The 18709-nt window shown below is 71.2% G+C and carries 17 protein-coding genes; 11 read left to right on the top strand and 6 right to left on the bottom strand.

Translation table 11 applies throughout. The features are described from left to right. Positions 1 to 242: 242 nt before the first annotated feature. The 6 genes from OG254_RS20735 to mscL all read left to right on the top strand — a co-directional run bounded on the left by OG254_RS20735 (position 243) and on the right by mscL (position 6042). Positions 243 to 1739 (top strand): potassium/proton antiporter, encoded by a 1497-nt coding sequence (locus OG254_RS20735; RefSeq protein ID WP_405595104.1) that lies wholly within the window; start codon positions 243 to 245, stop codon positions 1737 to 1739. A gap of 327 nt (positions 1740 to 2066) precedes the next feature. Next, a complete protein-coding gene (locus OG254_RS20740; RefSeq protein WP_405583802.1) occupies positions 2067 to 3359 on the top strand; it encodes an MFS transporter in 1293 nt (430 codons plus the stop codon). A gap of 67 nt (positions 3360 to 3426) precedes the next feature. Beyond that, a complete protein-coding gene (locus OG254_RS20745; protein WP_351194617.1) occupies positions 3427 to 3750 on the top strand; it encodes an FmdB family zinc ribbon protein in 324 nt (107 codons plus the stop codon). 109 nt (positions 3751 to 3859) lie between these two features. Then, on the top strand, positions 3860 to 4702 hold the full coding sequence (locus tag OG254_RS20750; protein ID WP_405583804.1) for an S-methyl-5'-thioadenosine phosphorylase: 843 nt from the start codon (positions 3860 to 3862) through the stop codon (positions 4700 to 4702). A gap of 197 nt (positions 4703 to 4899) precedes the next feature. Beyond that, entirely contained in the window at positions 4900 to 5454 is a 555-nt protein-coding gene (locus OG254_RS20755) for a hypothetical protein (protein ID WP_405583806.1), read from the top strand. 129 nt (positions 5455 to 5583) lie between these two features. After that, positions 5584 to 6042, top strand: a complete 459-nt coding sequence (gene mscL, locus OG254_RS20760) for a large conductance mechanosensitive channel protein MscL (protein ID WP_405583808.1) — start codon at positions 5584 to 5586, stop codon at positions 6040 to 6042. A gap of 4 nt (positions 6043 to 6046) precedes the next feature. On the opposite strand, the gene OG254_RS20765 is transcribed toward mscL, so the two are convergent. Beyond that, the gene (locus OG254_RS20765; RefSeq protein ID WP_147999796.1) at positions 6047 to 6229 is read right to left on the bottom strand and encodes a hypothetical protein; all 183 of its coding nucleotides are present in this window, start codon (positions 6227 to 6229) and stop codon (positions 6047 to 6049) included. Between the two features lie 190 nt (positions 6230 to 6419). Here OG254_RS20765 and OG254_RS20770 point away from each other — a divergent pair, with 190 nt between their 5' ends. The 4 genes from OG254_RS20770 (at position 6420) to OG254_RS20785 (ending at position 11385) form a co-directional block, all read left to right on the top strand. Next, a complete protein-coding gene (locus OG254_RS20770) occupies positions 6420 to 7658 on the top strand; it encodes a low temperature requirement protein A (RefSeq protein ID WP_405583810.1) in 1239 nt (412 codons plus the stop codon). Between the two features lie 380 nt (positions 7659 to 8038). Next, positions 8039 to 9076 (top strand): P1 family peptidase, encoded by a 1038-nt coding sequence (locus tag OG254_RS20775; RefSeq protein WP_405583812.1) that lies wholly within the window; start codon positions 8039 to 8041, stop codon positions 9074 to 9076. A gap of 158 nt (positions 9077 to 9234) precedes the next feature. Further along, a complete protein-coding gene (locus tag OG254_RS20780) occupies positions 9235 to 10449 on the top strand; it encodes an Ig-like domain-containing protein (protein WP_405583814.1) in 1215 nt (404 codons plus the stop codon). A 189-nt stretch (positions 10450 to 10638) separates the two neighbouring features. Beyond that, a complete protein-coding gene (locus tag OG254_RS20785) occupies positions 10639 to 11385 on the top strand; it encodes a DUF6227 family protein (RefSeq protein WP_405583816.1) in 747 nt (248 codons plus the stop codon). A 15-nt stretch (positions 11386 to 11400) separates the two neighbouring features. Here OG254_RS20785 and OG254_RS20790 read toward each other — a convergent pair whose 3' ends face one another. The 5 genes from OG254_RS20790 to OG254_RS20810 form a co-directional block, all read right to left on the bottom strand. Then, positions 11401 to 11655 (bottom strand): hypothetical protein, encoded by a 255-nt coding sequence (locus OG254_RS20790; protein ID WP_405583818.1) that lies wholly within the window; start codon positions 11653 to 11655, stop codon positions 11401 to 11403. A gap of 104 nt (positions 11656 to 11759) precedes the next feature. After that, positions 11760 to 13820, bottom strand: a complete 2061-nt coding sequence (locus OG254_RS20795; RefSeq protein WP_405583820.1) for a fructose-specific PTS transporter subunit EIIC — start codon at positions 13818 to 13820, stop codon at positions 11760 to 11762. Between the two features lie 169 nt (positions 13821 to 13989). Next, positions 13990 to 14937, bottom strand: a complete 948-nt coding sequence (gene pfkB / locus OG254_RS20800) for a 1-phosphofructokinase (RefSeq protein ID WP_405583822.1) — start codon at positions 14935 to 14937, stop codon at positions 13990 to 13992. Further along, entirely contained in the window at positions 14934 to 15695 is a 762-nt protein-coding gene (locus OG254_RS20805; protein ID WP_351194633.1) for a DeoR/GlpR family DNA-binding transcription regulator, read from the bottom strand. The genes pfkB and OG254_RS20805 overlap by 4 nt, the downstream gene beginning before the upstream one ends. A 187-nt stretch (positions 15696 to 15882) precedes the next feature. Continuing rightward, positions 15883 to 17454 (bottom strand): MFS transporter, encoded by a 1572-nt coding sequence (locus tag OG254_RS20810; protein WP_405583824.1) that lies wholly within the window; start codon positions 17452 to 17454, stop codon positions 15883 to 15885. Between the two features lie 62 nt (positions 17455 to 17516). Here OG254_RS20810 and OG254_RS20815 point away from each other — a divergent pair, with 62 nt between their 5' ends. Beyond that, positions 17517 to 18482, top strand: a complete 966-nt coding sequence (locus tag OG254_RS20815) for a helix-turn-helix transcriptional regulator (RefSeq protein ID WP_405583826.1) — start codon at positions 17517 to 17519, stop codon at positions 18480 to 18482. Positions 18483 to 18709 lie beyond the last annotated feature (227 nt).

The raw sequence follows: 18709 nt of genomic DNA on the forward strand, positions 1-18709 counted from the left end.
GTCCTAACGCGAGCGGCAGGCGGTCCTGGAGTGCTGGAGCAACCATAGGCGCAGGGTCCTGTCGGACTTGACGCGGACTGGTGAACCAGCACGGAAGGACGTTCGATCATGCACCCCGAAGCGTCAAGAAATCGTCAAGAGTTAGGTAAGGTAACGAAGTAGTTGGGTGCGGAGAACCGCCACTTCGTGTCCTATGTACATGAGCCCACGCGCGCGCGTGGGTCAGGGAAAGGGAACGGCCGCTGACTGTCCACGACCTCAACCAGCTCCTGCTCGTCTGCTCGCTCGTCCTGCTCCTCGCCGTCGCAGCGGTTCGGATCTCCTCGCGCAGCGGGCTCCCCAGCCTGCTCGTGTACCTGGGCATCGGCGTGCTCATGGGTCAGGACGGCATCGGCGGGATCCGCTTCGACGACGCCGAGCTGACCCAGGTCATCGGGTACGCGGCGCTGGTCGTGATCCTGGCCGAGGGCGGTCTGGGCACGAAGTGGAAGGAGGTCAAGCCGGCCCTGCCGGCCGCCTCCGCGCTGGCGCTGGTCGGGGTCACGGTGAGCGTCGGGGTCACGGCGACGGCCGCGCACTACCTGGTCGGCCTTGAGTGGCGGCAGGCGCTCATCATCGGGGCGGTCGTCTCCTCCACCGACGCCGCCGCGGTCTTCTCCGTACTGCGGAAGATCCCGCTGCCCTCACGTGTGACGGGCACCCTGGAGGCGGAGTCCGGCTTCAACGACGCCCCCGTGGTCATCCTGGTGGTCGCCTTCTCCGAGCACGGGCCGATCGAGCACTGGTACGTGCTGGCAGGCGAAATAGCCATGGAGCTGGCCATCGGCGCCGCCATCGGCATCGCGGTGGGCTTCCTGGGCTCCTGGGGGCTCAGGCACGTGGCGCTGCCCGCCTCCGGCCTCTACCCGATCGCCGTCATGGCCATCGCCGTCACCGCCTACGCGGCCGGCGCGATGGCGCACGGCAGCGGCTTCCTCGCCGTGTATCTCGCCTCGATGGTGATGGGCAACGCGAAGCTGCCGCACTGGCCTGCCACGCGCGGGTTCGCCGACGGGGTCGGCTGGATCGCCCAGATCGGCATGTTCGTCCTGCTCGGCCTGCTGGTCACCCCGCACGAGCTGGGCGACGACATCCTGCCCGCGCTGGTCATCGGGCTGGTGCTGACCATGGTGGCGCGACCGCTGAGCGTCATCGCGTGCCTGGTGCCGTTCCGCGTGCCCTGGCGGGAGCAGGCCCTGATGTCCTGGGCCGGGCTGCGCGGCGCCGTGCCCATCATCCTGGCGACGATCCCGATGGTGAGCGGCGTCGAGAGCAGCCGCACGATCTTCAACATCGTCTTCGTCCTGGTCGTCGTCTACACCCTGATCCAGGGGCCGACGCTGCCGTGGCTCGCCCGCAAGCTGGACCTCGGCCAGAGCCCCACGCCCGCCGACCTCGGCATCGAGTCGGCGCCGCTGGAGCGGCTGCGCGGACATCTGCTGTCCTTCGCGATCCCCGAGGGCTCGAAGATGCACGGCGTCGAGATCAACGAGCTGCGGCTGCCCGCGGGCGCCGCCGTCACCCTCGTCGTCCGCGGCGGAAAATCGTTCGTTCCGCTGCCGACGACGGTGCTGCGGCGCGGGGACGAACTGCTCGTCGTCGCCACGGACCCGGTGCGCGACGCCGCCGAGCGCCGGCTGCGTGCCGTGGGCGCCGGGGGCAAGCTGGCCGGGTGGCTGGGGACGAACGGGGCGAACTGAGGGGCCGGGCCCGAGGGGGCCGGAAGGGGTCTGAAGAGGGCTGAAAGAGCCTGAAGGGGTCTGAGGACGCCCTGGCTAATCGCAGGTGGAGCGCCGCGGAGTGCTCGTTTTCACAGGATCACCGGGCGCTTTCCCCTGTACTATGCAGGTGCACCCAGATCGAACCAACTCTGCCTGACGCAGAGCTGGCGCGACCGTATGGCGGCCGGGACGTCCTTCCTCGAAGTGGACGCCGGTATCTACCGCAGTTCCGCGCAAGAGGACAGCTCTCGGCGCCGCCCCCGACCCGTAGGGGCCGCGCTACCAGGTGGCAGAAAGGCACGGGCCGTGGCATCCACGGTCACCACCGAGCCGTCGAAGGACGCGCCCGCCTCCTCCCGCCCGGGATACGGACAGCTGCTGCGCACCCGCGGCGCCTGGACGTTCCTGCTCCCCGGCTTCGCGGCACGCCAGCCGTTCGCGATGCTGACCCTCTCCATCGTGCTGCTCGTGCAGCACACCACGGGTTCCTACGGTGCGGCGGGCGCCGTCGCCGCCGTCACCGGCGTCTCCATGGCGCTGTTCGCGCCCTACAGCGGCCGCCTCGCCGACCGCCACGGCCAGCGCGCCGTCCTGATCCCCGGCGTCCTGCTGCACACCCTGTCCGGCCTGACCCTGACGACGCTCGCCCTGACCGACGCGCCCCTGTGGGCGCTGTTCGTCGCCGCCGTGCCCACCGGCGCCTCGGTGCCGCAGGTCGGCCCCATGGTGCGGGCCCGCTGGGGCGTGAAGCTCCAGGGCTCACCCCTGATGACGACGGCGGCCGCCTTCGAGTCGGTCACCGACGAGCTGACCTTCGTCGTCGGCCCGCTGCTCGCCACCGCCCTGTGCACCGCCGTCGACCCGGCCGCCGGCCTGATCACGGAGGCATCCCTGACGCTGCTGGGCGGTCTGCTGTTCGCCGCGCAGAAGAGCACCCAGCCCTCGGTCACCCTCGCCGGGCACGCGCGCGTGGAGCACACTTCCGCGCTGCGCATCCCCGGCGTGCGCGTGCTGATCGTGGCCTTCCTCGGCATCGGTGCCGTCTTCGGCGGCATGCAGGTCTCGCTGGCCGCCTTCAGCGAGTCGATCGGCGAACCCGGACTTAATGGCGTGCTGTACGGCACCTTCGCCGCGGGCAACATGATCTCCGGCATCGTCTGCGGAGCCATCGCCTGGAAGGTGGCCCCGCAGCGCCGTCTCCTCGTCGGCTACGCCGCCCTGGCGCTGACCGCGTCCGGACTGTGGGCCGCACACTCGGTGCTCGTCCTGGCGGGCCTCGGTCTGCTCGTCGGCATGTGCATCGCGCCCGCGCTGATCACCGGCTACACGCTGGTCGACGGTCTGGTCCCGGCCGGTGCCCGCACCGAGGCCTTCACCTGGCTCACCGGTGCGGTGGCGCTCGGCCAGGCCGCCGCCGTGACGGTCGCCGGGCAGCTGGAGGATCGCTTCTGGGGTGGCGCCGGGTTCCTGGTGCCGATGGGCGGCACTTTGCTGGCCCTCGCGACCCTGGTGGCGCTGCGCTCGCGGCTGGAGACACGGTCCGGCAGCCGCACGGTCGCACGTGGCGTGGGTCACCGCGTGCCAGTGGCAGTGGACTGAGCGGCTGGAATACGTCACTATGGACCGTCGTTAGCACTCATCGAGTGAGAGTGCCAGGAGGAAGACAGTGCCCACCTATCAGTACCAGTGCACCGCGTGCGGCGAGGGCCTCGAGGCGGTGCAGAAGTTCACCGACGACGCCCTGACCGAGTGCCCCAACTGCCAGGGTCGCCTCAAGAAGGTGTTCTCCGCGGTCGGCATCGTCTTCAAGGGCTCCGGCTTCTACCGCAACGACAGCCGCGGCTCCTCGTCGAGCAGCTCGCCGGCGTCGTCGAAGTCGTCGTCCTCCTCGTCGGACTCGTCCTCGTCGACCTCCTCCTCTTCGTCTTCGTCCTCCTCGGACTCGAAGTCGTCGAGCACGGGCACCTCCTCCAGCAGCTCCGCCGCGTAAGGCCTACGCGCGCGTAGGGACCCTTTCTTACGGGACCCCGTCTTACAGGACCCTGTCGTCACCCGGCGACGGGGTCCTCGGCATATCCGGGTCCGGTTAGGGTGCGGGCATGGCGAACAAGGCGAACGCAGAACTCGGCGTGATCGGCGGCTCCGGCTTCTACTCGTTCCTCGACGACGTGACCGAGATACAGGTGGACACCCCCTACGGGCCGCCGAGCGACTCCCTCTTCCTCGGCGAGATCGCCGGCCGGCGGGTCGCCTTCCTGCCCCGGCACGGACGCGGCCACCATCTGCCGCCGCACCGGATCAACTACCGGGCCAACCTCTGGGCGCTGCGCTCGCTCGGCGCACGCCAGGTCCTCGGCCCGTGCGCGGTGGGCGGCCTGCGGCCCGAGTACGGACCGGGCACGCTGCTGGTGCCGGACCAGCTGGTCGACCGCACGAAGTCCCGGGTGGGCACCTACTTCGACGGGCTGCCACTGCCCGACGGCACCGTGCCGAACGTGGTGCACGTCTCGCTGGCCGACCCCTACTGCCCCACCGGGCGCGCGGCCGCGCTCAAGGCGGCGCGTGGGCGGGACTGGGAGCCGGTGGACGGCGGCACGCTGGTCGTGGTGGAGGGGCCTCGCTTCTCGACCCGCGCCGAGTCGTTGTGGCACCAGGCCCAGGGCTGGTCGGTGGTGGGCATGACGGGCCATCCCGAGGCGGCGCTCGCCCGTGAACTCGAACTTTGCTACACGTCGTTGACGCTGGTCACGGACCTGGACGCGGGCGCCGAGACGGGTGAGGGCGTCTCCCACGACGAGGTGCTGCAGGTGTTCGCGGCGAACGTCGACCGGCTGCGGGGGGTGCTGTTCGACGCGGTGGCGGGGCTGCCGGCGAACGGGGAGCGGGATTGCCTGTGCGCGAAGGCGCTGGGCGGGATGGATCCGGGGTTCGCTCTGCCGTAGCGGGTGAGGTGGGCGGTGGGGTGAGCGTGGGGAGGGTGGCGGAACTCCTCGTTCGGGTGGGGAGGGCGGCGGAACTCCTCGTTCGGGTGGGGGAGTTCTCCACAACCCGTGGGTAGTCCACGGGGCCCGGCGGGCGGCGGCGCGATGGCTCATCGTGGGCTCGCAAGCCGTTCCGTCGTCGCCAGGTGGTGCTCCTCATGTCCGTCGCTCCGTCGTTCCCGTTCTCGACCTCGTCCTCCCCCGCCGTTCCGCTTCCGCCGGGCACCGACGCCCCGGCCATCTGCGAGGTGCCGCACTTCGCTCCGGTGCGGGTGCGCGGCGGGCGATATCGGCTGCGCCGGCTGGTCCGGCATCGCAGGCGGGCCGTGGCGGCCGGGCTCGCCGTGACCGCTGCGGCGCTCGTCGCGGCGGGGCCCCAGGAAGCCGACCGGACGCGTGGACATCCGGTGGCGGAGCCGGTGCGCCAACACCGGGCCGTCGAGCGGGTGTCCGCGCCGGTGCGGATCGCGGACGGGGCCACCGTGCGGTTGCTGCGGCCCGGGGACCGCGTCGACGTGATCGCCGCGCAGGAGACGGCGACGGGCGGCGACGCCCGGGTGGTCGCGCGCGGGGCGCGGGTGACGAAGGTTCCGGAGCCGCTGGACGCCGCCCTGGAGAGCGGGGCGCTGGTCGTGCTGTCGGTGCCGCGTGGCACGGCGGCGCGTCTCGCGGGGGCCGGCGCGACGGCCCGCCTGGCGGTGACGCTGTGCTGAGCCGGATCAAGCGCGACCCGCTGTCAAGTCCCTCGATGGAGGGGTCCCATTGGACAGGACGGCCGAGCGCTGACGTAGGTTGCGGAGCGGTCTGTTCCACAAGCTGTGTGTGCGAGGGGTGGCTCCGAAGTGAGCGAGAACAAGGAACCGGGCGTCTGGGACGGCTTCAAGGCCTTCCTGATGCGCGGAAACGTCGTCGATCTGGCGGTGGCGGTGGTCATCGGTGCCGCCTTCACCAGCATCGTGAACGCGGTGGTGAAGGGCATCATCAACCCGCTCGTCGGAGCGATCGGCACCAAGAACCTCGATCACTACAGCTCGTGCCTGAGCTCGACGTGCAAGGGCGAGCAGGGGATCCAGATCCTGTGGGGCACGGTGCTCGGCGCCGCGCTCAGCTTCGTGATCACCGCTGCCGTCGTCTATTTCCTGATGGTCCTGCCCATGGCGAAGTACCTGGCCCGTGTGGAGGCCCGCCGCAAGGCGAAGGAGGGCACGCGCGAGATCATCGAGGTGACCGAGCTGGAGGTGCTCAAGGAGATCCGCGACGCGCTGGTCGCCCAGCGCGGGTCGGGGCACAACGAGCAGTAACGGCTCAGATGTGGTGGGGCGGCTTCTCGTCGAGGAACCGCTTCAGGTCGGCCGCGCTGTCGCCGCTGCCGCCCGGCCGCTCGCCCCACCCACGGTCCGTGTCGTCCGAGGACTGCTGGTCCAGCGGGTCGTCGAAGATCAGCGCGGCCTTCGGCTCGCGCGGCTCGGGGGCGGGGGCGGTGCTCATGCGTCCAGAGTACGGCCCCCACGGCCACCGCCCGCTCGGCGACGGCCGGCACCGCGACGGCCCCCGCTTCCACGACCCCCGTTTTCACGACCCCCGCTTCCGCGGCCCGCGCGAGGACGATCCCCGTCCGTCCCACGCGGGTGATCCCCTACGGAAGAAAATCCCCGCTCCATCTGCTGTGCTTGACCCCATGACGTCCAGTTCCACTCCCGCGCCGGGCTCTCCCCTTCCACCCGGACACCGTCGCCCGCTGCGCAGGCTCACCGCCCGTGGCCGGGGTGAGTCGCATCGGGTCGCCACTCCGCTGGAGCTCTTCTTCGACCTGTGTTTCGTCGTGGCCATCGCCCAGGCCGGCATCCAGTTGGTGCACGCGGTCGCCGAGGGCCACGCGGGCGAGGGGATCCTCAACTACGCGATGGTGTTCTTCGCCATCTGGTGGGCCTGGATGAACTTCACCTGGTTCGCCTCGGCCTACGACAACGACGACATCCTCTACCGGGTCGTCACCCTGATCCAGATCGCCGGTGTGCTGGTCCTGGCGGCCGGGGTGTCGCGGGCGTTCGAGGACCACGAGTACCAGGCGGTGGTGCTGGGCTATGTGATCATGCGGCTCGCCCTGGTGACGCAGTGGCTGCGGGTGGCCGGATCGAGCGAGGGGCCGGAACGAAACATGGCCCTGCGGTACGCCGGCGGCGTGCTGCTGTGCCAGATCGGCTGGGTGGGCCTGGTGGTCCTGCCCGAGGACGTCAGACCCTGGGTGTTCCTGGTGATGGCGACCCTGGAGTTGTGCGTGCCGCCGTTCGCCGAGAGGGCGCACCCCACGTCCTGGCACCCGCACCACATCGCCGAGCGGTACGGGCTCTTCACGATCATCGTGCTCGGCGAGACCATCGCGGCGGCCACGGTGGCCGTGAAGACCGGCATCGACGAGAACGACGCGCTGAGCGATGTGCTGCCGATCGCCGCGGGTGGGCTGCTGATCATCTTCGCGGCCTGGTGGATCTACTTCGTGGTGCCGATCCACGGGCATCTGCGTTCCAACAAGCAGGCGTTCCTCTGGGGTTACGGCCACTATGTGGTCTTCGCCTCGGCGGCCGCGATCGGCGCCGGCCTGGAGGTGGCGGTCGAGCAGACCGTCGGCAAGGCGCACATCTCGACGCTGGCCGCGTCGGCCGCGGTGACCTTGCCGACGGCGCTGTATCTGCTCACGGTCTGGCTGCTGCACTCGCGCCACTACAAGGTGGGCATTGCCCAGCAGCTGGTGCTGCCGACCACGGCCCTGCTGGTGATCTGCTGCACGTTCCTGGGCGAGTGGGCGGTGCTCGCGGCCGGCCTCGTCTCGGCGCTGGCGGTGGCGACCGGGGAGACGCTGACGGCGCGAATGGCCGGCCGAGGGCGCAGGACGGAGACGCGGACACCGGTGGCGTGATCGGCCCGGCGCTGCCTGCCTCGGTGGGCGCGGCTGGACGAGACTGGCCCCCGGGCAGTGCTCGCCGCCGACCTCGCCTCGCGCTGACGGTGGCGACCGGAGAGACGCTGACGGCACGGATGACTGCCCGAGGACGCAGACGCGGACACCGGTGGCGTGATCGGCCCGGCGCTGCCTGCCTCGGTGGGCCCGGCTGGACGAGACTGGCCCCCGGGCAGTGCTCGCCGCCGACCTCGTCTCCGCGCTGGGCCGTGGCGACCGGAGAGACGCTGACAGCGCAGATGGCCGGCCGAGGGCGCAGGACGCAGACGCGGACGCCCGTGGCGTGATCGGCCCAGCGGTGCCTGCCTCGGTGGGCCCGGCTGGACGAGACTGGGCCCATGACAGTTGACGCTCTGACAGATGTCGCCGGACTGCGGGTGGGGCACGAGACGCGCATCGGCGGCGGTTGGCTCACCGGCACCACCGTCGTCCTCGCGCCCGAGGGCGGGGCCGTCGCCGCCGTGGATGTGCGCGGTGGCGGGCCCGGCACCAAGGAGACGGACGCCCTCGATCCGCGCAACCTCGTGGAGAAGGTCGAGGCGATCGTGCTGACGGGCGGCAGCGCGTACGGGCTCGACGCGGCGTCCGGCGTGATGGCCTGGCTGGAGGAGCAGCGGCGCGGGGTGCGGGTCGGGGTGGATCCGGCGCATGTCGTGCCGGTGGTGCCCGCGGCCTGTGTCTTCGATCTCGGGCGCGGCGGCGATTTCCGGGCCCGGCCGGACGCGGCCTTCGGGCGGGCGGCGGTCGAGGCGGCCGCGGCGAGCGAACCCGGCGCGCCGGTGCCTCAGGGCTGCGTGGGCGCGGGCACGGGGGCCGCCGTCGGCCCGGTCAAGGGCGGGATCGGCACCGCGAGCACCGTCCTCGACTCGGGGATCACGGTCGCCGCGCTCGTCGTGGCCAACGCGGTGGGGTCGGCCTTGGATCCCGAAACAGGCGCGCTGTACGGGGAGTTGTGGCAGGGACGGGTGGACTACCCGCAGGAGAAGGCGCACCAAGCCGCACGGCTGCGGCTCGCCGAGATCGCGGCGAAGAGCGCGCCGCCCCCGCTGAACACCACGCTCGCCGTGGTCGCCACCGACGCGGACCTGTCGAAGGCACAGGCTCAGAAGCTGGCCGGGACCGCGCACGACGGCATCGCGCGCGCGGTGCGGCCGGTGCATCTGCTCAACGACGGGGACACCGTGTTCGCTCTGGCCACCGGGGAGCGGCCGCTCGCCGGGCATCCGCTCGCGCTGAACGAGATTCTCGCGGCGGGCGCCGACGCGGTGACACGGGCGATCGTGCGGGCCGTGCGCGCGGCCGAGTCGGTGGACGGGCCGGGTGGAGTGTGGCCGTCGTACGGGGAGTTGTACGGGAGCGCCGGGGACAAGGGCTGACACCCACCCCCTCCCCCGCTGCTTCGCTCCGACGATTGTCGCGGTTCTGTCACGTGATGGCATTCACCGCGAACGCGGGGAACCCGGTCCGGTGACGGGGGCCTCTTCCCCCGTGGAACGGAACGGATCCCGCAGACCGCATGAAGATGGAGCAGCTCGTGACAACGCCGGACATAGCAGCGCGGCGCGCACTGGGGGCCTGTGCCGCCCTGATGATCGGCGCCCTGACGCTCACCGCCTGCGGTGGCAGCGCCAACGCCGACAACGACGACAAGGGCAGCCAGGACTCCAAGTCGTCCGCCGCGACGATCGAGATCTCGGCGAAGGACGGCACGAACGGGGCGTCGATCAACTCGACCGGTGTGAAGGTCAGTGACGGCAAGCTGACCGAGGTGAAGATGACACTGGCGGACAGCGGGCAGGCCGTGCCCGGCGCCCTGTCCGCCGACGGGGGCAGCTGGAAGCCGAAGGAGCAGCTGGAGCGGGGGACGAAGTACCGCATAGCGGCCACCGCGAAGGACGGGGACGGGCGCAGCGCCGCCGCCGACTCCACCTTCACCACGGTCTCCAAGGCCAACAGCTTCATCGGGACGTACACGCCCGACGGCGGCGCCACGGTCGGCGTCGGGATGCCGGTGTCGTTCAAGTTCAACAAGGCGATCGGCGACAAGAAGGCCGTCCAGTCGCACATCACCGTCAGCTCCAGCAGCGGGCAGAAGGTGGTCGGGCACTGGTTCGGGGAGGACCGCCTCGACTTCCGGCCCGAGGAGTACTGGAAGGCCGGCTCCAAGGTCACGATGAAGATCGACCTGGACGGCGTCGAGGGCGCGAACGGCCTCTACGGGGTGCAGAAGAAGACCGTCAACTTCACCATCGGGCACTCGCAGGTCTCGACGGTCGACGTCAACACGCAGATGATGACGGTCGTGCGGGACGGCGCGACGATCAAGTCGGTGCCGATCTCGGCGGGCAGCTCGGAGTTCACCACGTACAACGGGCAGATGGTGATCACCGAGAAGTTCGAGAAGCTGCGGATGGACAGCAGGACCGTCGGCCTCGCCAACGCGTACGACATCCCGGACGTGCCGCACGCGATGCGGCTGACGCAGTCGGGGACCTTCATCCACGGCAACTACTGGTACAACAAGGGCAATCCGCCCTTCGGCAGCCAGGGCACCAGCCATGGCTGCGTCGGCCTGCAGGACGTGCAGGGCGGGCAGGGGGACACGCCTTCCAAGTGGTTCTTCGAGAACTCGACGGTCGGCGACGTCGTGATCGTCAAGAACTCCCCCGACAAGACCGTGACGCCGGACAACGGCCTCAACGGCTGGAACATGGCGTGGAGCGAGTGGGTCGCGGGCAGCGCCGTGTGATCTCCGTATGATCCACTGAAGTGGCGTCCGAGCAGGGATTCTTGACAGTTCGTCGGGCCGCGCGGGAACTTCTCGCGCGGTCCGCGCGTTTTACCGGACGTACGTTTTCTCGGTTCCCGGACATGATGTCCGACCGAGGGGCTACGGTATGCACCCACAAGGTGACATGCAGCAACGCCGGGAGAAACCTTGAGCGTTCCGTACGAGACGGCAGCGTACGAACCACCCGAGTCGGCGGAGTCTCCGGAGGAGCATCTCGCGCGACTCCTCGGCCGTGCCCTGAACTCCTTCGAATTGCCGGACGAAGTCATACGCCGACTCGACTGCGCGCTGGCGCACGACAGCTCGCTGCACTCCGCGCACCACAGCGCGGGGCTGCACCGCGAGACGTACCGGCACACCTGGCTGCTCGCCGACGGCTCGGCGCTCACCCTGTGGGAGCTCGTCCACAACACTGCCCGGGGCCACGACCCGCAGCACGAGGTGTACGCCGACGAGGAGGAGCTGCGCGCCGCGACCGCGCGGCTGCCGCTGCCGCCGGACGCGCCGGACTTCGAACTGCCGGTGACGGTGCAGCTGTCGCCGATCCCCTCGCCCCGGCACGCGTATGTGCCGGACGACTCGCCGGACCACGCGCGCCGGCTGCTGCGCCGGGCGGAGAACACCGACCGGCCGGACGCGGAGACGGCGGCGTTACTGACGACGGCGTGCGCGCACCAGATCACGCAGGCGTTCGGGCGCCCGTGCCGAGCGGGCCGCGTCGGACTTGGCTTCTCGCTCTACGAGCACGCCTTCCTGCTGTGCGACGGCGAGGAGGTCTCCCTCTGGGAGGTCGAGCACACGGCGACGCCGGACGGGCGGCACATGTGCGAGGTGTACGTCAGCGAGGACGCGGCGCGCGATGCGATGGAGCGGCGGGCGGCGCAGGTCTCGTAGCGCCGGCTTCGCCGGTCAGCGACGGTCGCCGAGCTGTCGGACCAGGCCCGCGAAGGCGTCCCGTTCGGCCGGGGTGAGTTCGACGGCCTCCATTTCGGGGGCGGTCTGCCGCTGGTACGGAAGGCCGGGGAGCCTCGGGTCCGAGCGCCATGAGGTCGCCTGAGGGCGGGTGCGGCGCAGGAGGCGGGCCAGTCCGACCACCCAGAGCGCCGCTGCCAGGGCGAGCACGACAGGGCCCAGCAGTTGGAGCATCGAGACGTTCTCAGGCATGCGCTCCAGTACACACCACGGTCCGGGCTTTTAGGCCCGGACCGTGACGTATCTCGCAGGTGCCGTGAACAACTCACAGCGCCCCAAAGGGACAAGCGGGAGGCTTACGCGGCGACCGGCTGCTTCGCCGCGGCGGCCTCCGTCGCCGGGGACACGGAGTCCGCGACGCCCTCCGGCGCCGTCCTGCGCATGCCCTTCAGCAGGATGACCAGGCCCGCCGTGACCGCCGTACCGGCCGCGATGGCCAGCAGGTAGAGGAACGGCTTGCCGATCAGGAAGGTGACCCAGATGCCGCCGTGCGGGGCGCGCAGGGTCGAGCCGAAGGCCATGGCCAGCGCGCCGGTGACCGCGCCGCCCGCCATGGAGGCGGGGATCACGCGCAGCGGGTCGGCCGCCGCGAACGGGATCGCGCCCTCGGAGATGAAGGAGGCGCCCAGCACCCAGGCGGCCTTGCCGTTCTCGCGCTCGGCGGTGGTGAACAGCCTCTTGCGGATCGTGGTGGCCAGGGCCATGCCGAGCGGCGGGACCATGCCGGCGGCCATCACCGCGGCCATGATCTTCATCGCCGAGTCGCTGGGCGCCGCGACCGAGATGCCGGCCGTCGCGAAGGTGTAGGCCACCTTGTTGACCGGGCCGCCGAGGTCGAAGCACATCATCAGGCCGAGCAGGACGCCGAGCAGGATGGCGTTGGTGCCGGAGAGGCTGTTCAGCCAGTCGGTGAGGCCCTTCTGCGCCTCGGAGATGGGCTTGCCGATCACCACGAACATCAGGAAGCCGACGACCGCCGAGGAGACCAGCGGGATCACCACCACCGGCATGATGCCGCGCAGCACCGGTGGGATGTCGATGCGCTGGATGCCGAGGACCACACCACCGGCGATCAGACCCGCGACCAGACCGCCGAGGAACCCGGCGCCGATCGTCACGGAGATCGCGCCGCCGACGAAGCCGGGCACGAGACCCGGCCGATCCGCCATGCCGTAGGCGATGTATCCGGCGAGGACCGGGACGAGGAAGCCGAAGGCCGCCGCGCCGATCTGGAACAGCAGCGCGCCCCAGCTGTCGACCTGGCCCCAGTCGAAGTGCTCGGTGACCGACTTGGCCTCGTTGATCTGGTAGCCGCCGATCGCGAAGCCGAGGGCGATCAGCAGACCGCCGGCCGCGACGAACGGGACCATGTAACTCACGCCCGACATCAGCCACTTGCGCAGCTTGCTGCCGTAGCCCTCGCCGGGCTCGCCCGTGCGCTCGACCGGGGTGCCGGGCCGGGCGGCGGCGGTGGCCTCGCCGCGCTCGGCCTTGGCGCGGACCTCGGCGATGAGTTCGGCGGGGCGGTTGATGCCCGCCTTCACACCGACGTCGACGGTCGGCTTGCCGGCGAACCGGTCCTTCTCCCGTACGGACACGTCGTGGGCGAAGATCACGCCGTCCGCCGCCGCGATGACCGCCGGGTCGAGCCGGGTGAAACCGGCCGAGCCCTGCGTTTCGACGACGAGCTCGACGCCGGCGTCGCGGCCGGCGTTCTCCAGCGACTCGGCCGCCATGTAGGTGTGGGCGATGCCGGTGGGGCAGGAGGTGACGGCGACGATACGGAAGGGGCGGTCGCCGCCGGGCGTCTCACCGGGGGCTTCGGTGGTGGTGCCCGTGGCGGCGTCGGCGGAGGCCGCCACCGACGACGCCACGGAGTCTTCGGAACCGGCGTCGGTGGCGCCGGCCGCAGGGGGCTCCTCGCCCCGGATCAGGGCCGCGGCCGACGCCGCGTCCCCCGCCGACCGCAGCGCGTCCGTGAACTCGGTGTTCATCAGCTGCCGGGCCAGCGACGACAGGATCGTCAGGTGGGCGTCGTCCGCGCCCGCCGGAGCGGCGATCAGGAAGATCAGGTCCGCGGGACCGTCCGCGGCGCCGAAGTCGATGCCGGCGGCGCTGCGCCCGAAGGCCAGCGTCGGCTCGGTGACGTGCTCGCTGCGGCAGTGCGGGATGCCGATGCCGCCGTCCAGGCCGGTGGGCATCTGTGCCTCACGGGCGGCCACGTCGGCGAGGAAGCCCTCCAGGTCGGTCACCCGGCCCAGGGCCACCATGCGCTCGGCGAGAGCGCGCGCCGCCGCTTCCTTGGTCTCGGCGGACAGGTCGAGATCGACCAGGTCCGAGGTGATCATGTCGCTCATCGCGGGCTCCTTCGCACGCGTATCGCCCGGGGAGTCTGGTGGGCGGGGAAGGGGACGGGGGTGCCATGGGGGGTGGCGTGGTCTTGGTGGGAGGCGACGGACATGACTAACGCCGAGCTTCGCCGCCTGCGAGCCGGATCGGCGACAACTGTGACAACCACGACATTCGTCATGACACCGGCTCCTTCAGTACGCGGTCCACCGGCACCTCGGCCGTCACCGTCACCGCCGCCGGGTCCAGGTCGGCCGGCGAGGGCATCACGCTGCCCGGCAGCCGGACGGCCGCCGCGCCGTGCGCGACCGCGGAGGCGAGCGCCTCGGGCCCGCTGCCCCCGGCGATCAGAAAGCCGGCGAGGGAGGAGTCGCCGGCCCCGACATTGCTGCGTACGGCGTCCACGCGCGCGCCGGCGAACCAGGCACCCGCGTCGTCCACGAGCAGCTGCCCGTCGGCGCCCAGGCTTGCGAGCACGGCGCGCGCGCCCATCTCGCGCAACTCCTCGGCGGCCTTCATCGCGTCGCCCACGGTGGCCAGGGGGCGCCCGACAGCCTCCGCGAGCTCCTCGGCGTTCGGCTTCACCACGTCGGGCCGGGCGCGCAGGGCTTCGAGGAGGGCGCGTCCGGAGGTGTCCAGCGCGATCCGGGAGCCCCCGTCGTGCGCCCGCGCGACGACATCGGCGTACCAGGACGGGGCGAGCCCGCGCGGCAGGCTGCCGCAGCAGGCGATCCAGTCCGCGTCGTGCGACTGCTCGCGGACCGTCTCCAGGAGGAGTTCCTGCTCGGCCGCGGAGAGCTCGGGGCCGGGCGCGTTGATCTTCGTGAGCACGCCGTCCGACTCCGCGAGCGCGATGTTGGAGCGGGTGGCGCCGGTGATCGGGACCGGCGCGACCTCGATGCCCTGTGCGTCGAGCAGGTCGGCGACGAGCGCGCCGGGCGCACCCCCCAGGGGCAGGACGGCGACCGTGCGCTGTCCGGCGGCCGCGACCGCGCGCGAGACGTTCACGCCCTTGCCGCCCGGGTCCATGCGCTCGCCGGTGGCGCGTATGACTTCGCCGCGGTCGAGGGAGGGCACCTCGTAGGTGCGGTCCAGGGACGGGTTCGGCGTGACGGTGAGGATCATGCGCGCACTACTTCCGTGCCACCGCGCTCGATGGCGATGGCGTCTTCGGGGCTCAGCCCGCTGTCGGTGATCAGCAGGTCCACGTCGCTCAAGGCACCGAAGCGGGCGAAGTGCTCCTGGCCGTGCTTGGAGGAGTCGGCGAGCAGCACCACCCGGCGGGCCGCGGCCACGGCCGCGCGCTTCACCGCCGCCTCCGCGAGGTCGGGGGTGGTCAGACCGTGCTCGGCGGAGAAGCCGTTGGCCGCGACGAACAGGACATCGGCCCGGATCTCGGCGTACGCGCGCAGCGCCCAGGCGTCCACGGCGGCGCGCGTACGGTGCCGTACGCGCCCTCCGACGAGGTGGAGCTGGATGCCGGGGTGGTCCGCGAGGCGGGCCGCGATGGGCAGGCTGTGCGTGACGACGGTGAGGGACGCCTCCAGCGGCAGCGCGGCGGCCATGCGGGCCACCGTCGTACCGGCGTCGAGGATCATCGTGCCCTCGGTGGGCAGCTCGGCGAGGGCCGCCTTCGCGATGCGGTCCTTCTCGTCGGCCGCCGTGCCCTCCCGCTCGGCGAGGTCCGGCTCGAAGTCCAGGCGCCCGGCGGGGATGGCACCGCCGTGCACCCGGCGCACGAGCCCGGCGCGGTCGAGGGCCTTCAGGTCCCGGCGGATCGTCTCCGCCGTCACCTGGAACTCCTCGGCCAGCGACAGGACGTCCACCCTGCCCCCATCACGGGCCAGCCGGAGAATCTCCTGCTGCCGCTCCGGTGCGTACATGTCCGTTCGCCTCCGAACTGTGCCCGAACTTGTGGTTTCAGCGGGAGGCTACGCCTGGATTTCCGGAAAGTAAACAGGTTCGGGCTCAATCGGGCATGAACGGAAATGGGTGAGGGGCCCGGCGCAAAATGAGTGAGGGACCCGGCACAAAGTGCCGGGCCCCTCATCCGCTCCCCCTCCCCCGCTCTCACGGCACCAGCGCGGGCTCCTTCTCCGGTTCCGGTTCCGCCGACGGCTCCTCGGTCGCTCCCTCGACATGCTGTGCCGGGCGCTTCGGCAGGGCGAACATCAGCAGGAAGATCGCTCCCATCACCGCGGCCACCCAGACCAGCGCGTGCTGGAAGCCGTCCACGAAGGCCGCGCCCGCCGCGCTCGCGGCACCCGCCGCGGAACGGTCCGTGATCTCCGCGAGCCGGTCGTCGACGACGCCGAAGAAGACCACCGAGACCAGGCCGAGCCCCAGCGCGTTGCCCATCTGCTGGACGGTGTTGATCAGGCCCGACGCCGAACCGGAGTGCTCGCGCGGCACCTCGGAGAGGATCGCGTCCGTCAGCGGGGCCACGATGAGGCCCATGCCGACGCCCATCACGACCAGGGGCAGCGCCATCTGCCAGGGGGCGATCGAAAGGCCGTAGTGGTTCGCCTCCCAGATGTAGATCAGGACACCGAGACCCATCACCAGCGCGCCCGCCTGGAGCACCTTGCGGCCGAAGCGCGGGACCAGCTGCTGGACGGACAGGCCGGCCGCCGTCGAGACGGCGATCGAGAACGGGATGCCGGTCAGGCCTGCCTTGAGCGGGCGCCAGCCCAGGCCGAACTGCATGTACAGCGTCCAGACCAGGAAGAAGATGCCGAGCGCCACACCGAAGACGGTCTGTACGGCGATGCCGGCCGCGAAGCTCTTCACCTTGAACAGCGACAGTTCGACGAGCGGGGAGCCGTCGCGGGCCGCCTTCCGCCTCTCGAACACCACCAGCGCCGCGAGGACGACGAGCGCGCCGGCCATCGACACGTACCCCCACAGCGGCCAGCCCAGCTCACGGCCACGGGTCAGCGGGTAGAGCAGCATCAGCAGACCGACGGTGACGAGCCCGACGCCGACAAGGTCCAGCTTCAGCGCCTTCGGCGCCTTGGACTCGGTGATGAAGCGGCTGCCGAGGATCAGGCCCGCGATGCCGACCGGGAGGTTGATCAGGAAGATCGGGCGCCATTCGAGGCCGAACAGGTTCCACTCCGTCAGCAGCGCGCCCAGCAGCGGGCCGGTGACGGCGCCGAGTCCGACGACCGCGCCGAACAGGCCGAAGACCTTGCCGCGTTCGTGAGCCGGGAACGTCGCGTGCACGATCGACAGGACCTGCGGGACCATCAGCGCCGCCATCGTGCCCTGGAGGATGCGGGAGGCGACCAGCATCTCGGGGTTAGCGGCGAAGCCGCACAGCGCCGAGGCCAGGGTGAAGCCGCCGATACCGACGAGGAACAGCCGCTTCCGGCCGTGTATGTCGCCGAGGCGGCCGCCGGTGATCAGGCCGGCGGCGAAGGCGAGCGCGTAGCCGGCGGTGATCCACTGGATCTGGCTGAACGACGCGCCGGCCTCCCGCTGGATCGACGGGATGGCGATGTTGACGATCGTGACGTCGACGAGGTCCATGAAGGCCGCGGTCATCACGATCGCCAGGGCGAACCATCGACGGCGGTCGCCTGCGGCGGGCGCCGCGCTGGAGTTGTTCACGAGTGCTGGTTCTGTCTCCGCTGAGGTCATGGCTTGAAGCTATTGCCTGAGTAGGTCAGATCGTGTCCTAGTTCTGCGGCATCCTCGGATTCATGACGACCGACACTCCGGCACGGCTGCTGACACTCCTCTCTCTGCTCCAGACACCCCGCGAATGGCCCGGCGGCGAGCTCTCCGAGCGGCTCGGGGTGTCCCGGCGTACGGTGCGGCGGGACATCGACCGGCTGCGGGAGCTGGGATATCCCGTGCAGGCGAGCAAGGGGGCCGAAGGTGGCTACCGGCTCGTCGCGGGCAAGGCGATGCCGCCGCTCGTGCTGGACGACGAGGAGGCGGTGGCCATCGCGGTCGGGCTGCGGGCCGGGGCCGGGCATGCGGTGGAGGGGGTGGAGGAGGCGTCCGTGCGGGCGCTGGCGAAGCTGGAGCAGGTGCTGCCGTCGCGGCTGCGGCACCGGGTGAGCACGCTTCAGGCCGCGACCATGCCGCTGATCAGTGGGGACGGGGCGAGTATCGCGCCCGAGACGCTGACCGTGATGGCGTCGAGTGTGGCGGGGCGGGAGCGGCTGCGGTTCGCGTACCGGGCGAAGGACGGGACGGAGTCGCGTCGGCTGACCGAGCCGTATCGGTTGGTGTCGACGGGGCGGCGCTGGTACCTCGTGGCGTACGACCTCGATCGGGGGGACTGGCGGACGTTTCGGGTGGACCGGGTGAGTGAGCCGTTCGCCACGGGGGTGCGGTTCGCTCCGCGGGAGTTGCCGACCGGGAATGCGGCGGAGTATCTGCGGCAGTCGATGTGGCGGCGGCAGGAGACGTACGAGTTCTCGGTGACGTTCGATGCGCCTGCGGAGTTCGTGGCGGGGCGGTTGCCGGGGTGGGTGGGGGTGCCGGAGGCCATTGACGGTGGGGAGCGGTGTCGGCTTCGGGGGGCCGTGGGGGACGCCGTGGAGTGGATGGCTGTGCGGCTGGCGATGGTGGACTGTGAGTTCGTGGTGGAGTCGCCGGAGGAACTGGTGCGGTGTGTGCGGGAGTTGGGGGGGCGGTTGAGTCGGGCTGCGAGGTGACGGGTGCCTGCGGCGGCTGTGCGGGGTCGGTGGGGTGCGCGTTGATGCCTGCGGCGGCTGTGCGGGCTCCGTGGGGTGCGCGTTGATGCCTGCGGCGCCTGTGCCGGTTCGGAGGGGGTGCGCGTAGCGCCAACGGTTGTGTGGTGGTCGGGGCCGTGCCGGGGGGTGTCCGTCCTCGGTCGGGCGGTTGCTGTGCCTCAGAGGGTGCTGTCTTTTGACGCCCGCCG

Origin of the sequence: Streptomyces sp. NBC_01092 (assembly GCF_045039535.1) — a bacterium.
Classification (GTDB): Bacteria; Actinomycetota; Actinomycetes; order Streptomycetales; family Streptomycetaceae; genus Streptomyces.

Excerpts from the sequence above, each read along its gene's own strand:
- OG254_RS20765 (WP_147999796.1), bottom strand. The coding sequence starts at position 6,229 with ATGAGCACCGCCCCCGCCCCCGAGCCGCGCGAGCCGAAGGCCGCGCTG.
- OG254_RS20770 (WP_405583810.1), top strand. The coding sequence starts at position 6,420 with ATGACGTCCAGTTCCACTCCCGCGCCGGGCTCTCCCCTTCCACCCGGA.
- OG254_RS20790 (WP_405583818.1), bottom strand. The coding sequence starts at position 11,655 with ATGCCTGAGAACGTCTCGATGCTCCAACTGCTGGGCCCTGTCGTGCTC.
- OG254_RS20815 (WP_405583826.1), top strand. The coding sequence starts at position 17,517 with ATGACGACCGACACTCCGGCACGGCTGCTGACACTCCTCTCTCTGCTC.
- pfkB (WP_405583822.1), bottom strand. The coding sequence starts at position 14,937 with ATGATCCTCACCGTCACGCCGAACCCGTCCCTGGACCGCACCTACGAG.
- OG254_RS20775 (WP_405583812.1), top strand. The coding sequence starts at position 8,039 with ATGACAGTTGACGCTCTGACAGATGTCGCCGGACTGCGGGTGGGGCAC.
- OG254_RS20810 (WP_405583824.1), bottom strand. The coding sequence starts at position 17,454 with ATGACCTCAGCGGAGACAGAACCAGCACTCGTGAACAACTCCAGCGCG.
- OG254_RS20805 (WP_351194633.1), bottom strand. The coding sequence starts at position 15,695 with ATGTACGCACCGGAGCGGCAGCAGGAGATTCTCCGGCTGGCCCGTGAT.
- OG254_RS20795 (WP_405583820.1), bottom strand. The coding sequence starts at position 13,820 with ATGAGCGACATGATCACCTCGGACCTGGTCGATCTCGACCTGTCCGCC.
- OG254_RS20755 (WP_405583806.1), top strand. The coding sequence starts at position 4,900 with ATGTCCGTCGCTCCGTCGTTCCCGTTCTCGACCTCGTCCTCCCCCGCC.
- OG254_RS20750 (WP_405583804.1), top strand. The coding sequence starts at position 3,860 with ATGGCGAACAAGGCGAACGCAGAACTCGGCGTGATCGGCGGCTCCGGC.